The organism is Tenacibaculum aquaeponti (assembly GCF_057221555.1).
Genome location: NZ_CM170147.1, coordinates 2,079,910 through 2,106,399 on the forward strand (window position 1 = coordinate 2,079,910; position 26,490 = coordinate 2,106,399).

The 26,490-nt window shown below is 29.3% G+C and carries 32 protein-coding genes; all 32 read left to right on the plus strand.

Annotated features, from left to right (window positions below; genetic code table 11):
• Positions 1 to 175: 175 nt before the first annotated feature.
• Positions 176 to 601 (plus strand): hypothetical protein, encoded by a 426-nt coding sequence (locus tag AC2TEO_RS09235; RefSeq protein WP_442264539.1) that lies wholly within the window; start codon positions 176 to 178, stop codon positions 599 to 601.
• A gap of 165 nt (positions 602 to 766) precedes the next feature.
• Positions 767 to 1,249 (plus strand): hypothetical protein, encoded by a 483-nt coding sequence (locus AC2TEO_RS09240; RefSeq protein WP_442264540.1) that lies wholly within the window; start codon positions 767 to 769, stop codon positions 1,247 to 1,249.
• A gap of 262 nt (positions 1,250 to 1,511) precedes the next feature.
• On the plus strand, positions 1,512 to 2,099 hold the full coding sequence (locus AC2TEO_RS09245) for a hypothetical protein (RefSeq protein WP_442264541.1): 588 nt from the start codon (positions 1,512 to 1,514) through the stop codon (positions 2,097 to 2,099).
• Positions 2,100 to 2,246: 147 nt separating this feature from the next.
• Positions 2,247 to 2,792, plus strand: a complete 546-nt coding sequence (locus tag AC2TEO_RS09250) for a TPM domain-containing protein (RefSeq protein ID WP_442264542.1) — start codon at positions 2,247 to 2,249, stop codon at positions 2,790 to 2,792.
• Between the two features lie 452 nt (positions 2,793 to 3,244).
• On the plus strand, positions 3,245 to 3,940 hold the full coding sequence (locus AC2TEO_RS09255) for an SMI1/KNR4 family protein (protein WP_442264543.1): 696 nt from the start codon (positions 3,245 to 3,247) through the stop codon (positions 3,938 to 3,940).
• Between the two features lie 74 nt (positions 3,941 to 4,014).
• Positions 4,015 to 4,689, plus strand: a complete 675-nt coding sequence (locus AC2TEO_RS09260; RefSeq protein WP_442264544.1) for a hypothetical protein — start codon at positions 4,015 to 4,017, stop codon at positions 4,687 to 4,689.
• A gap of 355 nt (positions 4,690 to 5,044) precedes the next feature.
• Positions 5,045 to 5,422, plus strand: a complete 378-nt coding sequence (locus AC2TEO_RS09265; RefSeq protein ID WP_442264545.1) for an FEKKY domain-containing protein — start codon at positions 5,045 to 5,047, stop codon at positions 5,420 to 5,422.
• 440 nt (positions 5,423 to 5,862) lie between these two features.
• Positions 5,863 to 6,423 carry a hypothetical protein gene (locus AC2TEO_RS09270; RefSeq protein WP_442264546.1) on the plus strand — a complete coding sequence of 187 codons (561 nt, stop codon included), beginning with the start codon at positions 5,863 to 5,865 and terminating at the stop codon, positions 6,421 to 6,423.
• A gap of 152 nt (positions 6,424 to 6,575) precedes the next feature.
• Positions 6,576 to 6,995 carry a hypothetical protein gene (locus tag AC2TEO_RS09275; RefSeq protein WP_442264547.1) on the plus strand — a complete coding sequence of 140 codons (420 nt, stop codon included), beginning with the start codon at positions 6,576 to 6,578 and terminating at the stop codon, positions 6,993 to 6,995.
• 119 nt (positions 6,996 to 7,114) lie between these two features.
• The gene (locus AC2TEO_RS09280; RefSeq protein WP_442267755.1) at positions 7,115 to 7,795 is read left to right on the plus strand and encodes a DUF7832 domain-containing protein; all 681 of its coding nucleotides are present in this window, start codon (positions 7,115 to 7,117) and stop codon (positions 7,793 to 7,795) included.
• 155 nt (positions 7,796 to 7,950) lie between these two features.
• Positions 7,951 to 9,018, plus strand: coding sequence for a restriction endonuclease (locus tag AC2TEO_RS09285; RefSeq protein WP_442264548.1), 1,068 nt, complete (start codon positions 7,951 to 7,953; stop codon positions 9,016 to 9,018).
• 434 nt (positions 9,019 to 9,452) lie between these two features.
• On the plus strand, positions 9,453 to 10,481 hold the full coding sequence (locus tag AC2TEO_RS09290) for a hypothetical protein (protein ID WP_442264549.1): 1,029 nt from the start codon (positions 9,453 to 9,455) through the stop codon (positions 10,479 to 10,481).
• A gap of 146 nt (positions 10,482 to 10,627) precedes the next feature.
• Positions 10,628 to 11,164, plus strand: coding sequence for a hypothetical protein (locus AC2TEO_RS09295; protein ID WP_484730853.1), 537 nt, complete (start codon positions 10,628 to 10,630; stop codon positions 11,162 to 11,164).
• A gap of 284 nt (positions 11,165 to 11,448) precedes the next feature.
• Entirely contained in the window at positions 11,449 to 11,820 is a 372-nt protein-coding gene (locus tag AC2TEO_RS09300; RefSeq protein WP_442264551.1) for a hypothetical protein, read from the plus strand.
• Positions 11,821 to 11,946: 126 nt separating this feature from the next.
• Positions 11,947 to 12,474, plus strand: coding sequence for a hypothetical protein (locus AC2TEO_RS09305; RefSeq protein ID WP_442264552.1), 528 nt, complete (start codon positions 11,947 to 11,949; stop codon positions 12,472 to 12,474).
• Positions 12,475 to 12,623: 149 nt separating this feature from the next.
• Positions 12,624 to 12,854, plus strand: coding sequence for a hypothetical protein (locus tag AC2TEO_RS09310; RefSeq protein ID WP_442264553.1), 231 nt, complete (start codon positions 12,624 to 12,626; stop codon positions 12,852 to 12,854).
• Between the two features lie 91 nt (positions 12,855 to 12,945).
• Positions 12,946 to 13,227 (plus strand): FEKKY domain-containing protein, encoded by a 282-nt coding sequence (locus AC2TEO_RS09315; RefSeq protein WP_484730889.1) that lies wholly within the window; start codon positions 12,946 to 12,948, stop codon positions 13,225 to 13,227.
• Between the two features lie 169 nt (positions 13,228 to 13,396).
• Complete coding sequence (locus AC2TEO_RS09320; protein WP_442264554.1) at positions 13,397 to 14,662, plus strand: caspase family protein; 1,266 nt, start codon at positions 13,397 to 13,399, stop codon at positions 14,660 to 14,662.
• Positions 14,663 to 15,064: 402 nt separating this feature from the next.
• Positions 15,065 to 15,367, plus strand: coding sequence for a hypothetical protein (locus AC2TEO_RS09325; protein WP_442264555.1), 303 nt, complete (start codon positions 15,065 to 15,067; stop codon positions 15,365 to 15,367).
• A complete protein-coding gene (locus tag AC2TEO_RS09330; protein ID WP_442264556.1) occupies positions 15,367 to 15,552 on the plus strand; it encodes a hypothetical protein in 186 nt (61 codons plus the stop codon). Before AC2TEO_RS09325 ends, AC2TEO_RS09330 begins: the two co-directional genes overlap by 1 nt.
• Before the next feature lie 22 nt (positions 15,553 to 15,574).
• Positions 15,575 to 16,135 carry an abortive infection family protein gene (locus AC2TEO_RS09335; RefSeq protein ID WP_442264557.1) on the plus strand — a complete coding sequence of 187 codons (561 nt, stop codon included), beginning with the start codon at positions 15,575 to 15,577 and terminating at the stop codon, positions 16,133 to 16,135.
• Between the two features lie 174 nt (positions 16,136 to 16,309).
• The gene (locus tag AC2TEO_RS09340; RefSeq protein ID WP_442264558.1) at positions 16,310 to 16,849 is read left to right on the plus strand and encodes a GNAT family N-acetyltransferase; all 540 of its coding nucleotides are present in this window, start codon (positions 16,310 to 16,312) and stop codon (positions 16,847 to 16,849) included.
• A 48-nt stretch (positions 16,850 to 16,897) separates the two neighbouring features.
• Complete coding sequence (locus tag AC2TEO_RS09345) at positions 16,898 to 18,364, plus strand: delta-60 repeat-containing protein (RefSeq protein ID WP_442264559.1); 1,467 nt, start codon at positions 16,898 to 16,900, stop codon at positions 18,362 to 18,364.
• 58 nt (positions 18,365 to 18,422) lie between these two features.
• The gene (locus AC2TEO_RS09350; protein WP_442264560.1) at positions 18,423 to 18,905 is read left to right on the plus strand and encodes a hypothetical protein; all 483 of its coding nucleotides are present in this window, start codon (positions 18,423 to 18,425) and stop codon (positions 18,903 to 18,905) included.
• Positions 18,906 to 19,208, plus strand: a complete 303-nt coding sequence (locus tag AC2TEO_RS09355) for a hypothetical protein (protein ID WP_442264561.1) — start codon at positions 18,906 to 18,908, stop codon at positions 19,206 to 19,208.
• 147 nt (positions 19,209 to 19,355) lie between these two features.
• Entirely contained in the window at positions 19,356 to 19,733 is a 378-nt protein-coding gene (locus AC2TEO_RS09360; RefSeq protein ID WP_442264562.1) for a hypothetical protein, read from the plus strand.
• A 160-nt stretch (positions 19,734 to 19,893) separates the two neighbouring features.
• Positions 19,894 to 20,418 carry a GNAT family N-acetyltransferase gene (locus AC2TEO_RS09365; RefSeq protein ID WP_442264563.1) on the plus strand — a complete coding sequence of 175 codons (525 nt, stop codon included), beginning with the start codon at positions 19,894 to 19,896 and terminating at the stop codon, positions 20,416 to 20,418.
• Between the two features lie 73 nt (positions 20,419 to 20,491).
• Positions 20,492 to 22,150, plus strand: a complete 1,659-nt coding sequence (locus tag AC2TEO_RS09370; RefSeq protein ID WP_442264564.1) for a HEAT repeat domain-containing protein — start codon at positions 20,492 to 20,494, stop codon at positions 22,148 to 22,150.
• Between the two features lie 488 nt (positions 22,151 to 22,638).
• On the plus strand, positions 22,639 to 23,001 hold the full coding sequence (locus tag AC2TEO_RS09375; protein ID WP_442264565.1) for a hypothetical protein: 363 nt from the start codon (positions 22,639 to 22,641) through the stop codon (positions 22,999 to 23,001).
• Positions 23,002 to 23,263: 262 nt separating this feature from the next.
• Complete coding sequence (locus tag AC2TEO_RS09380) at positions 23,264 to 24,688, plus strand: amidohydrolase family protein (RefSeq protein WP_484730854.1); 1,425 nt, start codon at positions 23,264 to 23,266, stop codon at positions 24,686 to 24,688.
• A 51-nt stretch (positions 24,689 to 24,739) separates the two neighbouring features.
• Positions 24,740 to 24,862, plus strand: coding sequence for a hypothetical protein (locus AC2TEO_RS09385; RefSeq protein ID WP_442264567.1), 123 nt, complete (start codon positions 24,740 to 24,742; stop codon positions 24,860 to 24,862).
• Positions 24,863 to 25,013: 151 nt separating this feature from the next.
• Positions 25,014 to 26,480: a serine hydrolase gene (locus tag AC2TEO_RS09390; RefSeq protein WP_442264568.1), complete on the plus strand. Its 1,467-nt coding sequence runs from the start codon at positions 25,014 to 25,016 to the stop codon at positions 26,478 to 26,480.
• The last annotated feature ends 10 nt before the right edge of the window (positions 26,481 to 26,490 follow it).

Genomic DNA, 26,490 nt, shown 5'->3' on the forward strand with positions numbered 1-26,490 from the left:
AATCTTGTGCTAATTAACAAAGACCGCCAAATTTTCAATTTGACGGTTATATAAAAAGAAAATTAACGGTAAAATTGTAAATTTGGCTAAGTACTAAACCGATAAGTAAGAGCGTTTTAACCCCTTACTATTCTTATACAAGACCGTTGGGCAACATTTGAAAATCCCGAGCTGAATGAAAAAATGGATTTTAATAATAACTACAATAATTTTAATCGGAATTGTTGGAATCGGAGTTAAAATCAACTCTGACTTTAATGAAGTTGCGGAAACTTTTCATTCGAAGCATTCACTAAAAGAAGGTGATTTTATTCTTATTTCAAAGGCAATTTCACCAAACAAAAAACATAAATATTATGAATACCAATTAGACAATGGCGGATTTGGATATTCAAGAGTATTTTGGTCTGTTATTGAAAATAAAAAAACTGAATTTGACCTCGAAAAAGGACTAATTCCAGACGGGTTTAAAATAAAAGGCTGGACAAACGAAAACAAACTGATTTTGGAAAAGTGGAATCCTTATTACGAAATCAAAAAAACGGAATTGAAAAGCGGAATGGAAATAAACGGAGTGAAAATAACTCTTGCGGATTATTAGAAAACGTTGCCCAACAAGGTGTATAATTAATTGCGGCTGAATTTCCTCGACGGAAATTCAATCTTATTAATTATCTTTCCGCTACAACGGAAAACGACTCGCGTCCTTTCCCGCAAAAAATCATACACAAATACGTTGTAACACATTTCGACCAAACAAACACAAATGAAATCTAAAATAAACATAATCTTTTTGATTTTAGTCTGTTTTATGTTAATGGGTTGTCCTGGAGGACATTTTCACGAATATAAATATACTGGAACTGAAATAACCGACGATGAATTGCCTTTTACTAAAGTTGAATATGAAAAGGATAAATTTTTGAACATCAGAACAGGATATTACTTACAATTTATTAAACCAAAACAAAGTGGCTTAAGTGCTATAATTGGATTGAGTCCTAATTTTGACTTGAATAAAAACATTGCTATTAAAAATGTGAAATCTTCGGTTTTTGGAAGGCTCGAAAAAGTGGATAGTTTATCTTATCCAAACAGAATTTTTGAAAAAGAGCAAAGTCTGACTTATAATCTGACTTTTGAAAATAACAATGAAACAAGAATGTTGAAAAAAATTGAAAATGACACTATTTCAATCGAATTATTCAACGGAAAAACTTTACAATTTGTTAGAAAAACAACTGAATAAAAAACGTGTTACAACAATGTATAACCGCAATTACGGCGGATTCGACTACGTCCGAATCCACTCGGAATTGCTAAGACTAGTGTTTAATCCGAAAATAATCGCTAATTTAACCCGTAACTGACGGTTATACGAGACCGTTACCACACATTTGAAAAAAACACATTACATATCGATAATTTTAGTTTTAAACACAATCTTTTCGTTTGCCCAAAACAAAATTGAATTGTTTTCCAATGATTGTAGTAAAGAAAATGGTTTTACTATGTTTAAACTAGATAGGGCAAAACCAAAAATTCTGACCAACCAAAAATTTGAACAAACTGAAAAATATTGGGGAAATGAAAAAAAGATAATCGTAAATAACTCTGACTTTTTAAGAATCGAGTACACGAATATTTTTGGACAGCAAATCGATACGACTTTCACAAAAACAAAGGAACTGACTGAAATAAAAATCTGTGTAAATAAATATAAAGACTACGATAAGAAATCTTTAATTAAAGAGTCAATTAAAAACAATGACAGTTGGGTTTTAATTTCATCTTGGGGACATCAGACTTTTGAATCTGACAAGCTGATTTTAAAGCCTAAAAATGGATTTTTAAAATATAAATATTACAAAAATGGTAAAACAATAAAGCGTGGAAAAATAAAAATAACGGAATCTGTTATTAACAAAATAGCTTTGTTTGAACGTAAACTGAATTTAATGCAGAATGCTGACAATTCCTGTAATTTCGGAATTAGTTATAATCTTGATAACGGAGCTGAAAAAATTAAATTTCAAGACAACAGTTGTTCTGGATTTTCGAATGAACAATTACTAACTGAATTAAAAATAGTAAAATAAAAAACGTGTGGTAACAACGTGTATAGCTCATCTCGACTGAATTCCTTAATCGGAATTCATTGCAATTTGCTATCTTCGTTTTACGTCGGAAAATCATAGCTGATTTTCCGCGACGAGCCATACACAAAACCGTTGTACATAATACCAATGAAAAAGATATTTAGAATATTTATAATTACTGTTTTAATAGTTTCTAGTTGTAAATCAAAACAGGTTGATAATATAGAATCTAAATCAGAAGCGCCTAAAGTTGAATTTTCAGAATTTGATCTTGGAGAAAGTGATTTACCAAAACTGAAACGTGAAGTAAATGATTATGAATTCATTTTTACGATAGAACAGTTAGAAAAATTGACGTTGATTATTCGTGAGTTTGAGAAAAAATCGTCTAATCAAATTGCTATAGTATCAATAGCTTCAATCGGAGAATATACTGACTTCGACAAATTCGCTATTGACCTTTCAAATTACAACGGAATTGGATTGAAGGAAAAAAATAACGGACTTACAATAGTTTTCAGCAAAAACTTGAGGAGAATAAGAATCTCAACGGGTAATGGAACTGAAAAAATATTGACGGACGAAATATGTAAGAAAATAATGGATAACATTATTATTCCTGACTTCAAAAAAGGAGAATATTACAATGGAATTGAAAAAGGAATTAAGGAGTTAATCTCGAAATGGGAATAAAAGTACTATGTACAACAAGGTATATAATTAATTGCGGCTGAATTTCCTCACCGGAAATTCAATCTTATTAATTATCTTTCCGCAACATCGGAAAACGACTCGCGTCCTTTTCCCGCAAAAAATCATACACAAATACGTTATATGCAAGCCGCATTATTTATCATAATGGCGACTTAAATAAAAAACAGTCAATTTATTTAGTAAAGTCCGCGCTTAGACAAACCTCGACATAAAAGAACATCTTTAAATAATCGCTATTGAAAATATATAATCCTTATTTTTCAACTAATAAAGAGCCAGCAAATAACAGTGTGTATATTTAGTTGCGGAATACTAACTTTTTTAAACTAAATCATATTATTACTAACTCAAAGCTTTTTTATTAAATTTACAGAAAAAGCGCAAAAAAACATACACATAAAACGTTAGCTGCAATACCTACGAAAATAAATATGGAACATTTTTCAAAATACGAAATCGAAAAAGATGACTTAAAAAATCTTCTGAGTTACGAATCCCGAGATGGTTTTGAGCTAATTGAGAGAGACGATTTTGAAAGTATGCTTGAATTTTTTGAGCAATATGAAATTTACGAAAATTTGATTCCAATACTAACCGATAACAACTCAAACTATTGGTGTTTATATGTTCAAGGAAAATTAAAAGGAACTGTTTGTTATTTATCTCACGACGAAGTAAATCTTGAACCTAAATTTAAGAACATTACTAAATTGATAAATACGATTAATAAAAACCCAGAGGCTTACGACTTTAGTGAGTTGGATGTTCAAGTTTTTGATTATCCGAAAAGAGAAAATGAAATTGACTTAGACAACAGAGAAGAAATAATCGCTGAACTTCTGACTGAATTGGAAAAAGTTTCTGAAAATAAAGAAGATTTAAGACAACAATTAGCTTTTTCTGTTATGGCTTTAGTAAAAAGCAAGGAAATTGAATCGTATATTTATTCTTTTTTGGACGATGAAGATATGTATATCCAAGAAAGAGCAATAGATATAATAGGATTTCATAAATATGAACCTGCAAGAAATAAACTGATTGAATTGACCAAAACCGCAATGGATAATGGAAAATCAGCAGCAGGAAGAGCATTAAAAGAATTGAATAAAAATAAATATAGCAGCTAACAATGTATAACAAATCATAGCCGCCTATCGGCAGGCTACGCTTGTTATACGAGACGTTGTAAGCAATTTGAGAAATGGGAATACTATCAAAAATATTTAAGAAAAAATCTGCATCAGACAAAGCAAGTCTGATTTTGGACGACAACGGAATTAACTCAATTGGTGGAAAGGCAAGTTCCGAAATTAATATTCCTGAATTAGAGACAAGTCCGATTGTCTACTTTGGGTGCATATCCAAAAATGAATCTCATTTCCCGAAAATTGATTTTGACTTACATTTATTATGTCCAATATTCATTGACTTGCAATCACCTGTGTTTTTTGACTATTCAGACCCAAAAAAACCAAAACTGATAAGGGATAATGTGGATTCGAATTTTTATCAATTATTTGAGGACATACCATCGGATGCCTATATTGAATATAAGAAATTGAATTTCAAGATTGAAAATGCACCTTCAAGAAAAATAAAGGTTGGCGTTCACGAATTTGACATGGTGCCTGGAGAAATTGGTCACACTGTAATACCTAATTGGATTCACGATGAAAATTGGCTTAATTGTCCAATTTCTGGAAACAAAATGGAATTTCTATTTCAGATAGGAGATATTGATGACTCGGAAACTGTAAATGGACAAGAGATTTTAGATAAAGAATCATTTGACCCTTATCTACACTTTGGACACGGATATTTATATGTATTTTACGAACCTGAATCCAAAGTTGTTGGATACATAAATCAACTATAAAAAACTGCTTACAACAATGGCTATAAGTAATTGCTTGTTCTCGCCCTCTTCTGAAAATCCTCTCGGATTTTCAGCTTGGTGTGTACTTGCAAAGTTAATCGCTAACCCACGCAACTACTCATAGCCGAGACCGTTACCCAACATTTACAATAAATTGAAAACAAGAACAAAATACATCCTTCTAATTTTATCAATTATCACATTTACTTTATTAATTTTTAATTCAGTAAAAATGCAATATTGGTACAATGTAAAGTTGGAATTGACAATTTCAAAAGTTTTATTTTTTATAGGTTTTATAAGTGTTGGACTTTATTCCCTCGCTAAAGATTGGCGGAATTTCTTGACAAAAACAATGATTGGCACATTTGGAATCTGTTTTGTTTTAAATTTACATTTATGGACTGAATATTATAAATCTTTACAAAAACAAAAGAGACTTACTGAATATTATGAATTAGATACTTGTGAAAAAATGGAAAATAGATTCTCTATTGACTTAAAAAAGGGTGAATTAAAATACTTTCATTTTGGTATTGGCTCTATTATAGGAATGGATGAAATTTTGGGATCGAAATATGATATTGAATACTATTCAATGGGTTGCATTTTAAGGTCAGAAATGGAATGTTATAATAAACTAATAGATAAACATCTAAAAAAGAAATTCAACAAATCTATATCTGATATTCAAAAAGAAACTGATTTTTATAAATTAACTGAATCTGAATAAAAACATTGGGTAACAAAATGTATTATTAATTGCTTACGGATTTATCCTTCGGACAAATCTCGCAATACCAAAAGTTCATCTCTTTTAATTAATTTTACAATCAAAAAATCGCAAATAACAATACACAAAACGTTATATGCAAGCCGCATTATTTATCATAATGGCGACTTAAATAAAAAATAGTCAATTTATTTAGTAAAGTCCGCGCCTAGAAAAACCTCGACATAAAAGAACATCTTTAAATAATAGCTTTTAAAATATATAGTCCTTATTTTTCAACTAATAAAGAGCCAGCAAATAACAGTGTGTATATTTAATTCCGGAATACTAAATACTTTAAACTAAATTATATTATTCCCAACTCAAAGCTTTTTTATTAAATTTACAGAAAAATCGCAAAAAACATACACATAAAACGTTGTGCAACATTAAAACGATTAATGAGAAAATTATTATTTATCTTATTTATTTTCACATTACTTTCCTGTAATGACAAATCTAACGAAACACGAGTTATAGAATTTCATAACATGAGGATTAAGATTCCGTCATCACTAACTCAAAAAACACTAGACTCCTGTAGTAATGTTCAATCCTATACTGATTTAGAGAATAAAAGCTCTTTAGAGTTTAAAATCTGTAATTATGGACTTATAACAGGAAGACAATCTTTTGAAAGTTTAAATAAATTTTTCCAAGAAGAGTGTGAAGTTCTGAAACATGAAATTCTTAACTCAAATTCCTTAAAGAAATTATCAAAAAAAATTGGTGATAATTATATCTTTAGACACGACTTTAGAATTGGAGAAAAGTATTTCAGTAATAATTACATCGCTTACAAAAACAATTACCTGACAATAACTCTTCAAACATTAAATAAAAAGACTCTTGCTGAATTTAAAAAAACAATAGAAACTCTTTCTTACGAAAATTTATCAAGTAAAATAAATACATCTGGAATCGATAAATGTTATTATTGTAAAAGACCTTTGTTTTGGTAAAACGTAGCACAACAAGGTGTATAATTAATTGCGGCTGAATTTCCTCGGCGGAAATTCAATCTTATTAATTATCTTTCCGCATCAACGAAAAATGACTCGCGTCCTTTTCCCGCAAAAAATCATACACAAATACGTTGGCAACAAGTCCTAAGATGAAAAAATACTATCACTCTTTTTTTATATTGTATCTTACTCTTTTTCTTAATTCATGCGTAACTGAAACTCAAAAAAAACACAATGGAAATCTAATAGGTTTTAAATCTATTGAAATCGGAGAACCAGAATACAAATATAACGTTGGGAAATATAAGTTTGACTTTAATAAAGTTCAAATTAACTATATAGACGACATAATTATCGTCAAAACAATATATAAAGTTAACGGATGTGATAAATATGATGTTAGAATTAGTAAAATAAAAGATACTATAAAATTAAGATACGAGCCCATATCTGAAAGTTCATGTAAGTCTTTAAGAGTAGACGAATTGACCTACATTATCGACAACCCTAAAAAAAAGAAATGGATTTTTGACAAATTAAAACCAGTTGCCAACAAAATGTATTATTAATTGCTTGCGGATTTATCCTTCGGACAAATCTCGCAAAATCAAAAGTTCACCACTTTTAATTAACTTTACAATCAAAAATCGCAAATAACAATACACAAAACGTTGTAGCCAATTTGAAAATGACAATTCGATTAGAAAAGAAAAATAGAGTAACAACTGATTTTGTTCAGATGGAAATCGATAGACATCTATTGAAAATTCAATCTGGAAAAATTGGGAAAAGCGGAATTTCTGAATCTACTAAACATTGCGGAACAAATGCAAAAGCAATAAATGAATTGAATAAATTAAAACAAGAATTTATTGACAAAAAATATATTGAAGTAGAAATCCTAAAACGACCAGATGGTTTTAACGGAGTATATGATAAAGCGAAATGGCATTTTGACGGAGAATTTCCGAATGAATTAGACAATTTTCAAGGTTATGTTCATACTGGATTTTACTTGACTTGGATTATTGAAAATGGACTTTTCGACACAAATGACGATGAATTTTTGAATTCAGAAATTTCTAAAGTCAAAAAAAGAAAATTAACTGGAGCTGAATTTTTCGAAAGAAATCTTGATGGAGTGTTAATGGATGATGATTTGACTGAATTAGGGAATGAATTCACGTATAAATACTATGAAAATGGAGACTTTTTAGAAGATTATTCTGAAACTTTGGGTACAGATTTGCCAACACTTTACCATATTCAAGATAATTGGGAGAATTATGAAAAATTCAAGCCAATTTTGAACAAACGATTTAAAAGTTGGAAAAAATCAAAAAAACCGAAATGGTGGAAATTAAACTGAATAAAAACTGGCTACAACAATGTATAACCGCAATTACGGCGGATTCGACTGCGTCCGAATCCACTCGGAATTGCGAGCATCAGTGCTTAATCGAAAAATAGTAATTTAAAACCGGTAACTGACGGTTATACGAGACCGTTACCAGCAATTAGAAAATGGAAGAAAATAAGCGACTAGACATATTTAAAACCTACGAAGAATTTGAAGCACTGATTGCTAAAATTCTAAAATTTAAAGGTTTTACAGTAAAAGATGTAAGCCGAAATAGAGATATTGGTTACGATTTAGATATTGTAAAGAATGGTAAGGAAGCAATTGTTGAAATAAAAATCCAAAGAAATAAAAAGGCAAGAATTGATTTGGTTAAAAGAGCTTGTCAACAATTATTCTTTGTTCATAAGAATCGAAAAGACACTATTCCTTTGTTGATTATATCTAGCTCTGTAAATAAAGCTTTTAAAAACGATATTTTTAAGAACTATGGTATAGTGATTTGGGACATTCGAGAACTATTTGCCTTGGTGATTGATTCTGGTGATTTATACTATAAACTTGAAGAGTTTCTTTTCAAATTATTTGGAGAACCTGTTGAAGAGTATTCAGTTGTTGACACAAATATAAGTTCAACTTTAATCCAAGATTTTCTAAATACTCGAATAACCGATAAAGAAGGTGAGATTATAGAACTTAAAGGCAAGCAACTTTGTGCTGAATTAAGTGATATAGGCCCTGGTCGTGGCGACTTTTCAAAATTTGAAAAAAAATGCACCGAGATATTACAGTACTTATTCAATAATGATTTAGAACTGTGGAAAGATCAGAACAGCACTCTTGACGGTTTGCACAAATTCGACCTACTTTGTAGAGTTAGACCCTCAGGAAAAAACTTCTGGGAAGAAATTCTTCATGATTTCAAAAGTCGATATATTATTTTCGAATACAAAAATTATTCAGATGTTATCAATCAAGGTGAAATTTACACCACTGAGAAGTATTTGTTCACAACAGCATTACGTTCAGTAGCTTTTATAATTGCTAAAAATGATGGTCATGTAAATGCATATAAAGCTGCAAGTGGCGCCTTAAAGGAAGCAGGTAAACTAATTGTTATAATATCAGCCAAAGATCTTTGCAAAATGTTAGATATGAAAGATAATGGAGTCGAACCTGCTGAATTATTAAGAGCAAAGATTGATGACCTTTTAATTACTATGAGTAGATAAAAGCTGGTAACAATGTATATAAAAAATAGGCGTAATATTACTAATATAAAGGTTCACTGCTTGTATCAAACTTTATGCTTAACTGAAAGTTTAGTGCTTCGAAACCGCCTACTTTTCATATACTAAACGTTATATGCAAGCCGCATTATTTATCATAATGGCGACTTAAATAAAAAACAGTCAATTTATTTAGTAAAGTCCGCGCTTAGACAAACCTCGACATAAAAGAACATCTTTAAATAATCGCTATTGAAAATATATAGTCCTTATTTTTCAACTAATAAAGAGCCAGCAAATAACAGTGTGTATATTTAGTTGCGGAATACTAACTTTTTTAAACTAAATCATATTATTCCCAACTCAAAGCTTTTTTATTAAATTTACAGAAAAAGCGCAAAAAATCATACACAAATACGTTAGCAGCAAGTTAAAAAATGAACATCAGAATAACAACATCTCTATTTTTATTTATTCTCTCTACAACTCTATTTAGCCAAAATAACAGAATTATTCTTGGCTCTTGGATTAAAACAAAAATAGAGGCATTTGATAAAGGAAATAATCCATTTATCGAAAAAAGAGATAAAAATTTTATCAAATATACTTTTGAAAATAATGGTCAAATGTATATTTCCTCTGTTTACAACGAAAAGGGCTATAAAATTAAATACACAGTTAAAAATGATATTATCGATTTACTATTCAACAAGTTTAAAATTGAAAAAATAGATAATAGACAACTAATTTTAATTGAGTTAAACAATAATAAAATTAGTCCTAGTTCGGCAAGGATGTTTTTTTCTAGAGAGCAAGTGTATTTGGATGAATTAACTCTTGACGAAAAGAATATTATCAAACAAGGAAAAGACTCTTTATATATTGAAAATCAAAAAGTTTATCCAAAATTCAGGAATAAAGACTATGCTAACGTAAAAAGTTTTATTCAACCATTTGTAGAAGGACGTTCAAACGGGAAAGAACATTTATCTTACTCGACATTTGTGATAAATACAGATGGAAAAGTCAGTGATATAAAAATTCATCATCACATTAATAAATCATATGACAAAAATTTGAAAAAGGCAATTTTAAAAACTAATGGAATGTGGATATCCCCAGTCGTAAACGGAAAAAAGGTGAAAGTTCTCAAGGAAGTTTTATTTCATTATATCTTATTTTCCAATTCAAAAAACACGAATGGAAAAATAGAAATCAATCAAAAAACAAACGGTATTACAAAATCTTACGAGTCACTATTTAAAAAGGCAACAAAGGAGTATCTTATTGGGAATTTAGAATCTGCATTGAAAATATATTCTGAGTGTGTAGATTTAACCTCAAACAATATCAATATTAGTATTCAAAAAAATATAATCTATAAAAAATTGAATGACTCATTGAATTTTGACAAAACCAAAGAAAGAATTCAAAATTCAAAGTTTAATTATACATTAAAAAAATAAAAAACCAACTGCTAACAAAGGCTATAATTAATTGCTTGTTCTCCTCTACTTCTGAAAACCCTCTCGGATTTTAAGTTTGATATATGACTTGCAAAGTTTAGTACTAATCTACGCAACTACTCATAGCCGAGACCGTTGCCAGTAATTTGAGAAAAACATTATTCATATTAATCATTCTTCTAAGTTGGACTTCATTCTCGCAAGCCGAAAGAAAACCTGATCGAATTTTGACTTATGGCTCATCGAATTATCACTATAGAAAAGCGATGGAATTCGTTGGAAAAAAATGGGAAATTGAACTTTATCAAGTTGCAGGCTCTATAATTTCACAAAAATTAGTTGACAGCGTAAAAACAGTACATACAGAACTTTGGAAAAAAATGGACAGTATTCACGGAGTAAACTCTGAAAAAAAATTTCGCAAAGAGACTATCGCTGAAATGAAACGAATATCAAAGGTTCAAAAGATATTTGATTCTAACCGACAAATTAAAAAACGAATACGCAAAATAAAAGGACAAACAAGTTCTAACCTCGAAAGTATCTCTGACGATGGAAATGTATATTATTGGACTATATATAGCTTCCAAAGAAAAAACAATCCTGAATTCAAATGGGAGCCTGAATTCAAAGTTGGAGTGAGTTTGACTAAAAATAAAATCGAAGTAATTGAACTGAAATAAAAACTACAGGCAACAAAATGTATGGTTAATTGCTTGCGGATTTATCCTTCGGACAAATCTCGCAATACCAAAAACTCACCTCTTTTAATTAACTTTACAACTAAAAAACGCAAATAACAATACACAAACCGTTACCAGCAATTCAAACTACCAAGATGGATAATTTAAAAGAATTTAACAGACTTTCCATTAGGGCAATGACCGCAATTGGTGTCTTTAGTCTTATATATTATTCCAGGAAACATGCAATTAATGATTCTGACCTAATTCAATTCGGAAATAAAATGCTAGATTTATTGACAACGGACAACATTCCTGAATGGGATAATGAATGCAATCAAATTAAAATTAAAGGCTTAGGAGATGAACTTCCAGAAGAATTGATCAACGAATACCCTAAATATCAAAACACAATTCACGAAATAACTCAAAACATAAGAGAAATAAGCGCTTCCCAAATTTATGGTGAGTGGAATCCTAAATTATCTTATTCTATGCTTAATGGAATACAGAAATTATGTCAAATTAGAATCAGGTCAGAATTTGATTTAGAGCTATTTAAAATGCATAATGCAGGATCAAATGGTTGGGGCGCAACCTTGTCGAATGAACTAATTGAAAAATGGAAAAAAGCTGGTAACAAAATGTATAGTTAATTGCTTACAAATTTATTCCTTCGGACTAAATCTCATAACATCAAAAGCTAATCACTTTTAATTAACTTTACAAACAAAAAATCGCAAATAACAATACACAAAACGTTACCACACATTTAAGAAACAATGCCTTATAAAACAGAAATCGAGTATTTAAATATTGTACTATCCGAAATTCAAGACATTACAAGTTTTAATGTTTGGAAAATATTATCAGAAGATGAGGATTTCGAATTTGAATTAGCAACTGAAGAATTAAAGCAAGAAATGTTAGATATGAGTTCTAGAGTTCAAAGACTAGGAATGACCTATAAATACTTTGACAAAATTGACCATTTCGAATATAGATTAACAGAAAAAGGAATAAAAGCAAAGGAATTAGGTGGACATCAAGAATATGAGAAATTTATTTCTAAAAAGCCTCTTGATTGGTATAGAATAGTACCAATATGCCTATCAATAATATTTGGAGTTTCAGCTGTATACTATGCAAATCGAAATTACAATCTGAAACTCAAACAAACTGAATCGAAAGAAAAGACATCGGAGTTAGAAAAGAAAATAATCGAATTTGAATCTAAAAATGACTCTTTGAATAAAGAATTACGATTGACAAAAATTGAATTGGAAAAACTAAAAAACAAAACTGAATAAAAACATGTGGTAACAATGTATAACCACAATTACGGCGGATTCGACTTCGTCCGAATCCACTCGGTAATTACTAACACTAGTTTTTAAACAAAATATGTAACTTTAATCCCGTAACAACAGTTATACAAATACGTTGTAAAACATTGCTCATGAAAACGAATTTATTGAAAACACTTCTCAAACTAACCTTTATATTAGTTTATGGAATTTCATATTCTCAAGTTGAGATTAACGGATATGTAAAATCCTCTATTACAGGTGTAAAACCAATTTCAGAAATTGATATTGAACTGTTGAACAGTAAAAAGCCTCTTTTAGAGAGAATGACAATGGCAGACAGCTTAGGTTTTTTTCGAATTAAAAAATCTGAAACCATATAAGCTTTATGAAGTTCAACTTTTAGTTTTTGGATATGATAATCAAGTTTTTAAAATAAAAACCAACGACGGAATTACCAAAACGACTCTAATCATAGAAGCTCACTGTGAATATAACAAAGAACAGGCAGACAAAGACTGGAATAATAATAGAGCAAAATTACTTTTAGTTGGATCGATTGCCCCAAGAGCAAACTCTCTATCTGATACAAGATTTGAGAAAAAATATGGAATAGAATATTTTGACTTTGGTTGTACACCTCCAACTGAAGAGTGCATAAAAATATATAACGAGCGAATATTTGAACTCATGGATGAAAAGTATGGAAAAATATGGCGTAAGAAAGTTCGTTCTGATGTTGAATATTTAGACTAAAAAAACGTTTTACAACACCGTGTATTATTAATTGCTTACGGATTTGTTCCTTCGGACAAATCTCGCAACACCAAAAGTTCACCACTTTTAATTAACTTTACAAACAAAAAATCGCAAATAATAATACACAAAACGTTAGCTGCAAGCTGAAAAAAACTTAATCGAATAAATGAAAACATTAGCATTGGTAATTGGAAATGACAATTACTACGATAAATATAAATTGGACAACGCCTTAAACGATGCACATAGTGTTAAGCAGGTTTTTGAAAAATTAGGCTATGATGTTATTTATTGTGCGAATGGGAATTCTCAGAAAATCGTTGAACTTTTAACGGAGTTTGAAGAAAAAATTAAGAATTACGATGCTACCATTTTTTACTTTGCAGGTCACGGATTTGAAGTTGAAGGAGAAAACTATCTAGCCTTTACTGAATGCCAAATTGATTTTCCAAATACATATCATTGTAAACAAACCTGCATTCAGCTAACCGACTTACTTTCCATTTATAAGAATAACTCGAATAAAATAAACATTGTAATTATTGACGCTTGTAGAAGAAGTTTCGAGCGTGGTGGAATTATAGCAACAAGTCCAATTCAGGCACCAAAAGGAACTTTAATTGCCTTTTCGACTTCGCCAAATGATGGTGCGAGTGATGTAGGTTACGAAGGGAATAGTATTTTTACAGGTTCGTTATTAAAGTACATTGGACGAGAAAGACTTTCCGTAGAGGAACTTTTTAAGAAAGTCAGAAAAACTGTATTTAATCTTAGTAGTGGTAAGCAGACCACGTGGGAACATACCTCTTTAATTGGAGATTTCTATTTTAATAATGGGCAAATGGTTCATTCAGTTTCTATTCCATATTCAGAAGATGTTGTAAAAGATGTCAATTACGTTAAAAATGACGAATTTGGAATGCTAATTAAAAAAATCAAATCTTACGATTGGAATATTCAAAATCCTGCAATTTATAACATATTGAAAATCCCTAAAAATTCGTTGGATAAAAACCAGATGTTCATTTTAGGTAGAAATTTATTACAATCAAGTGGCGCTGCGTTTAACGCTATAGAATTTATGCAAGATTTGGACAGCAACTTAAAAAAATATTCTGAACCTGACGGAGAAAATCACTTGCTAAATGGCATTCTATTTGAAATATACTTCAATCCACAAGCTGAATTTAGAAAGCACAAAACCAAAACACATTTTTTTGAAGAAATATTGTCTTTGAGAAGTAATCCTTCATTCAAAAAGTCATTTGAATTTATTAAAAACCTATTGATTTCTACCGACTATAATTTAATTTATATACCGAGTGAAAAAGATGAAATAATTGATATAGATGTCTTAGCAAACAGTAAGAAAATTTCCAATCATTTTGATATTGAAACTGAATATCAACTAATAAATAAAATTACTTTTTAACGGCATTGATATAATAAAGGATATCGCAACTTATAACATATATGGAGCGACTGAATTGGGTCTAAAAACAGTTGTCGCCAATTATCTATCAGCACCGATTGACTTGATTCAAATTAACTCGAATTTAGAACTTAAAAAAATTGCGATTGTAAAGCCAATTGAAGAAGATGATTTAATAAAATGGTAAAAAAGCCAGCAGCTAACACCGTATATAATTTATTGCTAGTTTTAGCTTACTTACGAAAATCCTCGCGGATTTTCTATTCGGTATGTATTTGCTAAATTAGGTCTTAAAACACGCAACAAACCATATACAAACACGTCACCTGCAAACTGAAGAAACCTATGGAACAAAAACATATAAATTGTAATGAATTAAGGGATTTTGTTGAATTACACAAATTGAGGAATAGACATTCTATTATTCATTTCAATGCTTTAGTTAGCATAAATGCAGCGAAAAACTCTGTCACAAATGAAAGAATTGAAGTAATGATTAGTTTTGATAATTATAACAGTTATGGAGAAGTAAAATTTTTGACTGGCGATTTAGATCCATATCTATTTCCAACTGTTTTTGAGGCAAAATGGAATAAAATGGAGCAAAAAACTGACCATTTATTAATCTCTGACATTCATACTAAAAATTCAGATATTGGAAAATACGAAGTAAGAATAACACCACTCGAAAAGATAAGAGATTAATGAATGAATTAATATCGCCAAAATACCAAATGAAACTCGTGAAATCTGTTCACGATGCAATCTGGCAAGAATATAAAACATATAAAGAAGTTAGTTTATACATAGACAAATGGCACGAATGTGATGAATGGAATAATCATTGGGAAAATTTTTATATAATACCAAAAAAAAAGTGGAGACATTGACTTATTAAGAACCTTACATTCTATGTCAGGAAATGACTTGTTGAAAGTAGCTATTGATATGGGTGTTGACACACCTGATTTTATTCCTTCTATTCCAACATTTAAAAATGAATTAAAATCTGAATTTAAAACAGCTTATGATACATTTACTAAAGCTTTTAAGCTAATAGAAACAGACCCAAGTCTTGCTGTAGGTTTAGTGAATTCTGCATTAGAAAGTATAATAAAAGAAATTTTAAAAGACGAGAGAATTAATAGTAAAGTTAAAGGAACTGAAACCTTATATAAACTAACGACTATAATTTTGAAAGAGTTTAATATTATAGATAAGAATCATCCTGTTGAAATAAAAACAATCGGAAGTTCACTCTTAGCGATAAGTCAATCAATAGAGAAATTAAGAAGTGAAAAAACAGATTTTCACGGAAAAACAGCTGATGACTACTTATTAAATGATACAGTTTATACATATTTCATTGTCAATTCAGTTACTACAGTTGGCCTTTTTTTAAATTCATATTTTAAGACTAAATTTCCAAAACCTAAAAAAATAAATGAAGAACCAGATGATTTACCTTTCTAACTGAAGAAATAAAGCCTGCAGGTAACAAAGTATAAATTTTATTGCTAACTAATTGCTCACTTGCGAAAGTTCTCGCGAACTTTCTAATCAGTAATAATTTTCTAACTTTACGCTAAACCAGACGCAACAAACTTTATACAGAGCCGTTATGTGCAAGCTGAACAAAACTTAAGAATGAATTATAGAAAAGGGAATAATAGTGATTTAGAACAACTAAGAGAATTAGGATTAAAATCTTGGACTCAATTTAAAAATGAATTGACAGATGATAATTGGAATAGTTTATCTGAAACAATAGGCAGTCATAAATCATATTCCAATCTTTTAAAAACTTCCGAATGTATAGTATGCGAAAATGAGACTAAAGAAATAGTTGGAATGGCTTTTTTAGTGCCAAACGGGAATCCGACTGAAATTTATGATGAAAAGTGGTGTCATTTGAGATTTGTTTCAGTCGACCCAAATTATCGAGGTAATGGTATTGGAAAAAAATTAACTGAATTATGTATTGAATCTGCTATCGAAAAGAAGGAAAAAACTATGGCTTTACATACTTCAGAAATAATGGGAAGCGCAAGACACATTTACGAAAAAATGGGTTTTGAAATATTGAAAGAAATAGAACCTCGGCTTGGAGTAAAGTATTGGTTATATACCCTCGAACTTAAGAAATGGAATAAAAGCCTACACACAACAAAACCTAAACTGCATTAAAACGACCATTTATACAAAACGTTGGCTTTAATGCTAAAAAAGAAGACTATGAAATATAAACTATTATTAATAACATTACTTATCACAATCAATTCTAATGCACAAATCCCTGGGACTTTAGACAATTCCTTTGGAATTAATGGCCAATATGAATATACTGTTACAGTAGGAACTACTCTATATGGAATCATTGCCAACGATAGTTACACACTACCAAATGGTAAAATATTAATTGTTGGAGTTGCTAGTAGTGGATGCTCTAGTAACTCTAGCTATTCTGGTATAATGGCTAGATTCAATAGTGATGGTACTTTTGATACATCTTTTAATCAGACAGGATTTAAATTAACTTCTACTGAAAATTTTAGGCAAATAATCCCAGTAGCAGATGATTCATTTTATATATTAAGCTATACTAAAATATTAAAAGTAGATCCTCAAGGTAATTTAGATAATTCTTTTGGTAATAATGGGGTCGTAAATTTAACTCAATTTAATAAAGCTTTTAAAATAGATTCACAGGGTAACTTTATTGTTTTATCGAAATTTAGCTCAAGTAGCACCACACATTATTTGAAAAAAATTACCTCTGTCGGTAATATAGACTTAACTTTTGGAAACAACGGTTTTTATCAATTTGATTTTGCTTACAGATTAAACACACTATTATTAGACTCTAATGACAATATTTATGTTACAGGTCAAGATAATACTTCATCTACTGCTCCTAAATTAATAGTAGCTAAGCTCACCAATAATGGTGATTTATACAATACATTTGGAGTAAATGGTGTTTTTAAGTTAAATACTTATGTTATAAGTCGTGGCTTTCTAATAAATTTTGATTCACAAAACCAGCTAATAGTAGCTGGTGATGGGAATTATTTAGGTAATTTAGGATTGATTCTATTAAAAATTAATACCAATGGGATTTTAGACAATACTTTCAATAGTTCAGGGTATTTACATAAACCTATAAGTAGTGAATCTACACCATCAAAACTACATATAACAAATGATGGAAATTTATATGTATTAGGAACAGGTTGGTTTAGAATGTATATTGCAAAATTTAATGGAAACGGCACTTCTGATTCAGATTTTGGCACAAATGGATATGTATTAACTGAAAATGTAAGTTCAATAGTTTATTGTAAATCATCAGAAATTAATGATAATAACATTATTGTTGTTGGAGCTAAATCCTTTACTCACTGTAATCAAACAAAATATAAATTGACCTTATCAAAATATTTTATTGAAGACGAAACATTAAGCATTGAAGACCAAGAAATGTCTCAAATAACACTATATCCTAATCCATTTATTGATAAAATCAGAATTAACACAGGCGGCAAGGCATACAAAGTAAAAATGTTTGATATAAATGGAAAAGAAATGCCTATTCATATAGATAGTGACGTGATTACAACGACACTCCTTACTAAAGGGATTTACTTATTAAAAATTAACATTAATGACAAGTCTAAATATTATAAGATTATAAAGCACTAAAAGCCAACAAAACCTAAACTGCATTAAAACGCAGTTTAACCAAACCCTTGTAACCAATTTGAGAAAAACCGAGTTTACACATAATCCAGAAATAATTTTTGAATCTGATTTCAATTCTGATTTACTGAAATTTAACGGAATTGAAATCGGACAAAATTTGACTGAATTACCAACAGAACTGATTTCTGAATTTTATGACAAAGAGGATAAAAATCAAAATACAGACATTAAGAATGGTTGGATTTTGACAAATAACGGAATTCAGTACGTGTTGAAAAATGGGATTGTAAAAATGATACGCGTTAAGGAAAACGGAATTACAAAGCTGAATGGATTTGACAAAGTTTACGTGGAAAAACTAATTGGAAGACCGAATAAAATAAGTAATGATTCAATAACTTGGATTTGGGACAATGTCGTTAATGCAAAAGTTCATCATTATAAAAAAAGAAAAACTAAAATTCACTTCTCAACCGAAAACGGAAAAGTTTGTGAATTAGAAATTGAATTAAAAACTAGTTACAACACCTTGTATAATTAATTGAAGATAAGCAAACCAAGATACAATCCTAAACGGACTGCAATTCTAATTGTTGGAATTTGTTTGAGTGGAATATTAATTGGAAATTATGTTCAAAGATTTCGAATTTCTGAACACCGCTGGATTTATCAATATGGTAGTCTTTTAAATATAGTAATGGTTTTGGGATCATCTTTTTGGTCTTTCCTACACCCTTTATTAGTTTGGTCAGACTACAAAATGGAATCGAAAAAACATTTAATTTGGATTATTATAGGAATGATTCCTTTTCTATACTTTACTATTTTAATGACTTATACATAAAGTAAGAAACGTGTTACAACAAAATGTATTATTAATTGCTTACGGATTTATCCTTCGGACAAATCTCGCAATACCAAAAGTTCATCTCTTTTAATTAATTTTACAATCAAAAAATCGCAAATAACAATACATTTTGTTACCACACATTTGATCGAGCCAATTAAAAAGGGAATTTTAATAATAATTGGAATCATAATTATCGGAATTACTTATTTAGGAATTAAAACATTTGGTTATTCAAAAGAAATAACTGAGGACTCTAAAAAAGCTAAATTTTCTAAATATCAAAATTCTGAATTAATATTGTTTTATAAAGATTTTGAAAAAGAAATAACTGAAATTATATGGACTGATGAACCACCTATAAAACTTTCTGGAGTAATTTTCAAGATCAATGAAAATAAATATTATGAAATTGAATTAGATTCTATACCAAAAACTCATAAAGTAAACTTGGAGCGTGATTGGAAAATACATGAAGTAGGAGAAAGTAATATCCGGAGTATCAAACTAATTGAAAGATAAAAACATGTGGTAACAAAATGTATTATTAATTGCTTGCGGATTTAATCCTTTGGACTAAATCTCGCAAAACCAAAAGTTTATCACTTTTAATTAACTTTACAACAAAAAAGCGCAAAAAAAACATACACATAAAGCATTTAATCAAAATAAACTTCAAAAAGTGGAAACGAAAAACTACAAACTAAAGGAAATAAAACCCTCTGACATAAATAACATTCATAAAGGACTATCTAACCCAGAAATAACAAAATATTATGATGTACATTTCTCGACACTAGAAGAAACAGAAGAGCAAATGGAGTGGTACAGAAATCTAAAAAAAGATGGTACAGGAATTTGGTGGGGTATTTATGATAAACAGGATAACTTATTTTGTGGCGCTGGAGGATTTAACAGCTTGGACAAACAACATAGAAAAGCTGAAATTGGTCTATGGCTACTGAAAGAGCATTGGGGAAAAGGTATATTAAAGGAAGTAATGCCTAAGCTTTTTGAACAAGGTTTTAATGAACTAAATTTAAATCGGATAGAGGGCTATGTAGTAAGTGAAAACGCCAAGTGTAAAAGGGCATTAGAGAAAATTAATTTTAAGTACGAAGGAACCATGAGAGAATGTGAAATTAAAAATGGAGAAAAAATAAACGTTGATTTTTACTCTATTTTAAAAAGCGAATGGAATAACTAAAAACGCATTACAACAACACCCTACCTACATTAAAACGCAGTTTAGCCAAAACGTTAGGACACATTAAAACGAAATGAAAAAACACATAATAATATTAATCACTTTTTTTACATCAGTAATATTATTTGGTCAAAATATTGAAGATTTCAAAAAAGATTTCAAGAACGCAAGTAAAACTGAATTTAGTAAAACTGAATTGAATGATATGTTTAGAAAGTACTCGACTTTACTAACACCTCACAGTGATATTACTCAACTAACTACAAGTTTAAAAAACCAAAGTATATTACATTATCCTCTTACGGAGTTTAAGGAAACGGATATTTATAAAAACAATATTCAGGCGTTGTTTAATTCTGAAAATCCAAATCAAAGATTACTTTCATATTTAGTAATTGCAAGTGCAGGAGATATAAATTATGAGAAAAGTCTTTTAGAAAAAATAAAAACGGAGAAAGAAAAAGGCAATCTAATTTGGTCTGGAATGACACTAATGCATTTAAAAACAACGCATACTACCGAACTTTTCGATTTTCTTATTGAAAATGAAAATTTTAGAGACACTCATATGATTCCATTATACTTTAAACTAGATAAGGATTCTTTAAGAAAGACAGCTTATGCAAAAATCAATAGTGAGGATTTAAAATCAAAAATTTTATCGGCACAAATACTATCAATAACTGGAAAGAACCAAAAAACAGAAGAATTACTTCTTGATGCAGTAAAAAATTGGAATTACAATATTAAAGGCTACGCTATATATTCTATAAAAGAGCTCCAAATAGGAAATCTAAAAGAAACATTTATTCCTCTATTAGATAGCACTCAAACTAGAAGGATTGCAATTCAAGCATTAGCAAATAGTCCAACAATTGAAGATATTGATTATTTAAAAGAAATATCACAAAATGAAAACTCAGTATCTGAAGATTTTTTAGATGCTTTTTTTGAATCAAAAAATATAGCAAATGTAAAATATTGGCTAAAATTAGTTACTTTAAATAAAATTCCAAAAAATTATTATTTTAACATTAATAAGCAGCCACTTTTATTTTCAGATGAGCTACTTAAAGATGTTCAAAAAGCTTTATTAGAAACAGAAAATATTGAAATTCAAAAATATTTAATTAAAGTTCTAGCGGGTAGAAATGACAAAATATCCGAAGAAATTCTCACTACTTATTTAGATAATTTTGATTCATCCGTTAGATATTGGACTGTAGATGCCTTAAAGGGAAATAACACAAAAGTAATTTTGGATAAACTAATAAGTATGTTAGTAAAACCAGAACAAAGAGTGGTTTCTATAACTGAAATACTTATTGAAAACAAAATAGACACACTTCAAACGATATATAATGAAATAAATAAAACCGAAAAAAGTCTAGATTGGAAAAGAAGCTCTATTGAGTATTTATCAAATTTTCCAAGAGAAGAACATAAAGAAATATTCTTGAAACTGTTACTAAACGAAAAAACAGATTTTGCAGTTAAAAGGGATGCTGCTATGGGGTTAGCGAATCTAAAAGATAAATCTTCCATAGATAAAATCATTGACGTTTGTGAAAAAGAAAGAATCAATAGCGATTATAATGCTCAAACGTATTTAATAGTTTTATCAAAAATAAAAGGAAATAAGGCAAAAAAATACATTGAATCTTATAAAAATAGTGATGAAGAAAATGTCAGAGTATTAGTGGATGAATTATTAAAAGAATGGGATAAATAACGTTTCCTAACAATGTATAAAAAAACATAACGCATTTATGGCTTAAACCGAAAGATCTGTGAACATTAACTGAGTCTACTAAATATAAAATTTGGCATTTATAGTAGAAAAGATTAAAGTTTAATCGCCCAAGAATAAATAAGCGGATTGAAAAATTTGTTAACCATAAATATGACTTGGTAATCACCACGCCAAGATAGTTTTGAATTATAATGGTTATTCTGATAAATATAACAATAGTGAATCCGAAAAATGGTAGGTAATTTGGAAATAAGAAACTGGGTACAACAATGACTATAAGTAATTGCTTATTCTCGCCTAGTTCTAAAATCTTTAATAAATTCAAAATGGACATAAATACAAAGACAAACAATACTCTTATTAAAATTCAAAACTTTGACTTTTTAATAGGAAAATGGAATGTACTAAACAAAAAGCTTAAAGAAAGGCTGAAAAACTGTGACGAATGGATTGAATTTTCCGCCAAAATGGAGACTAAACCATTTCTTAATGGATTAGGCTTAATGGACGAAATGAAATCATCTCATTATGGAGATGATTTTATCGGGTTTAGTATTAGAATGATCAATCCTAAAACAAATATTTGGACAATCTACTGGGCTGACACTTCTAGTCCAGAAAACTATTTAAAAGAACAAGTGACTGGAGAGTTTAAAAATGGAATTGGAGAGTTTTATGGCAAAGAATTATATCTAGGAAAAGAATATCAATTAAGGTTTACTTGGAAAAAGGAATCTCTAAATACTGCGCAATGGGAACAAGCCTACTTTGATGAATCAAAGAATGAATGGGAAACAAATTGGATAATGGAATTTACGAAAGATGATTAAACTAAATACTATACACAACACAGCCTAAACTGAATTAAAATGTGGCTTAATAGAAACGTTGAATGTAATTACTCAGTTAATAAAAAATAGAAATTATGAACGGAAAACTATTTTTATTAATCTTATTAATTTCAAATATTTTTTTGTTGTCAAAGTACTTTTCATATACTATAAAAATACGTTAAGTAAAATTTCAACTAAAAACTGTAACAAAAAATAAATCATTCTGTCTTTTGAAGAAATCATCAGTCAAACTATCAAAATGAATTTCTTAAAATTTCTAATATTGCTTGTAGTTATAAGTTTCAATTTAAACGCACAAAACAATTCAAATTTAAAAAACAACCAAGAAGAAAACATTATTTATGCTATAACGAATGTAAATGTAATACCTCTAACCAAAGAAAATAAGGTTATAGAAAATGCTACAGTAGTATTAAAGGAAAACAAAATCTTCTCTATTAATGATTCAATACCTAAAAACGCCGTAATCATTGATGGAACAAATAAATGGCTCATTCCAGGTTTAATTGATATGCATGTTCATACACTTGCAGATGGAAGTCCTTTTGTAATTTATCCAACTAAAGGGCCATTAGTAAGCTATAAAACACAGTATAATATGACACCATATATAGCCAATGGTGTTACAACTGTTTTCGATTTAACAGCAAGAACAGAACATTTTGGGCAACGTAACGAAATTATAAGAGGCGATGTAATTGGTCCACGAATGGCATTGGCTAAAGTAATTGGTGGTAAAAAATCGAATACAATTGCCCAAACTCCATCCGATGGAAGAAATGCTGTACGTTTTGCCAAAGAGGAAGGTTATGAATTTATCAAGGTGTACACTTGGCTAAACGAAGAAACCTTTAAAGCTGTTATAAATGAAGCTGAAAAACAAAATATGAAAGTAGTAGGCCATATTCCAGTAGCTTTCGAAGGGAAACCGTCAAAGAATTTTTTTATCCCTCATTTTAGTTTAATTGCTCACGCCGAAGAATTATCGAAACAAACAAATGATTACAGCTATGAAAAAGCACAAGAATTTGCACGTTTAGCAAAAGAGAATGGCACTTGGTTAATTCCTAATTTAACAAATATGATTTCTATTAGCAAACAGGCTAAATCATTAAAGAACATCGAAAATTTACAAGGATTTAAATATGTTCATCCTCTTATACAAAGTAAGTGGCTAACTTCAAACGGATACTATGGAGCGTCTGAAAAATTAATTGAATATTATAACAAACAACACGACTTTCATATCTTAATTATAAAAGCTTTTAAGGAATTTGGTGTACCTATGGTTTCAGGAACAGATGCAGGAATATCTGGTATAATATGGGGGTTTTCACTTCACGACGAACTGAAATTATTGGTTGAGGCTGGCTTAACTAATGAAGAAGCATTGGCTTCTGCAACAAGATTAGGAGCTGAATGGTTTGAAATTGATGATAAAATAGGAACAATAGAAACAGGGAAATTCGCAGATTTAATTTTGTTAAACGAAAATCCCCTAGAAGATATCAGCAACACACAAAAAATTTCAGATGTTTTTGTAAACGGTAAATGGATTAACAGAAGTAAAATAGACTCAATGCTTTTAGATGTTGAGAAATGGAATAATGCAAACAAAGAAAAGTATGACTGGAAAAAACTCTTAAGCAATTTAAAAAATTAATATAAAATATGTCAAAAACAACGAATATGAAAAATCGGAACGAACATAATTATGAAATATCATAATTGGATGAAATCTATTGATAAAAAAATTGAAAGAATATATTCTTACGTTGAAGAAAGTATGAAAAATATAAAAGTTCCTGGAAATCCAACAGAGTCTGAAAAAGTCTAAACTTGTTTAATTAACTTTACAAACAAAAAATCGCAAATAGAAAACACATAAACCATTATCTTTTAGCTTTATTTTAAAAAAACATGTAACAAAGCACAAAATTTTAGGTCTATATGATTAACTAATTCTTCTTCAATCGACAAAACTTAAAATGAAAAACAAAGCTTCTATTTTTTCACTACTTATTATAAATCTATTATTGATCATTTCTTGTTCCAAAGGTGAATCTAAATCTCCCATAAAATCAGAACAGGTTAATAAGAAAGTTCATGATTATATATCTTCCCTTATTAAAGCCGATGAAATTCCTGGTATGGCACTTGCTATCGTTAAAGATGGGAAAGTAATTCACAAAAAAAATTACGGCCTTGCCAACATAGCACATAAAGTTCCTGTATCTGATAGTACTTTATTTAGATTATATTCAACTACTAAATTAATTACAGCAGTCGCTAGTTTTCAATTAATAGAAGATGGGAAACTCTCATTAGATACTCCTATTTCTAAATATATAGACAATCTTCCCGACTCGTGGAAAAACATAAGAATAAAACATTTGTTAACCTGTTCTTCGGGCTTACCTGAGTACAAAGATTTCGACAAAAAACTTACTGATAAAAATTTAATGAATGAACTTATCAAACAATCATTACATTTTGAAAAAGGTTATAAATATGAGTATAATCAAACAAACTATTGGTTTCTTAAATTAATTATTGAAAAAGTAACAAATCAACGTTTTGAAAAATTTGTCAAAGAAAACCAATTCAACAATAAAAAAAACAATGTGCTTTTTGCTTCAAACAGTTTGGTAGATTATCCTAATAGGGTTTCTAAATATCAGTATAACAAAAAATATAATGCTTACGAAAAAACCACCTACGAAGCTGGTAATCGTTCTCTTGCTGGTAATGGGTTAAATACAAATCTAAATACTTTATTAGATTGGAATAAAAAGTTAGATAACGACCAATTACTAAAACCAGAAACTAAACGTTTGATGATGTCACCGTTTGAATATGAAAATAACAGCTTTCCTTTTAGTTATACTTGGGGAATTTATGGACCAAAAGGGAAACAATATTATGGTTTTGCTGGTGGAGGTGTAAATGCATTTATGAAATTTATTGATAAAGATTTAACTATTATTATTTTATCAAATGGTTTTAAAAACAGACCTGTTATTGCTACTGCCATCACATATATTTCGGGGTTAATTGACAATAGTTTAGTCAGAAAAGACAGAATGCTTAATGAAGATATACGACTAGCTTTTATTTTAAATGATTACAATAAAGCTGTTAAAAAATACAATCAAATAAAACAGAATAATAAAGATATAAATTTTGAACGAGGATTAAATAATGTTGGTTACTATTACTTGTCAAATAGTCAAATCAATAAATCAATTGCTATCTTTAAATTATATACACAAGAGTATTCAAATTCTTCTAATGCATTTGATAGTCTTGGAGAAGCGTACTTTAATAATGAGCAATATGATTCATCTAGAGTGAATTACAAAAAATCTTTAGAGTTAGATCCGCGCAATAAAAATGCTGAAAAAATGCTAAAAAAAATTGACCAAATAACTAATATTAATAATAGTTATAAGTAATTACTTGTTC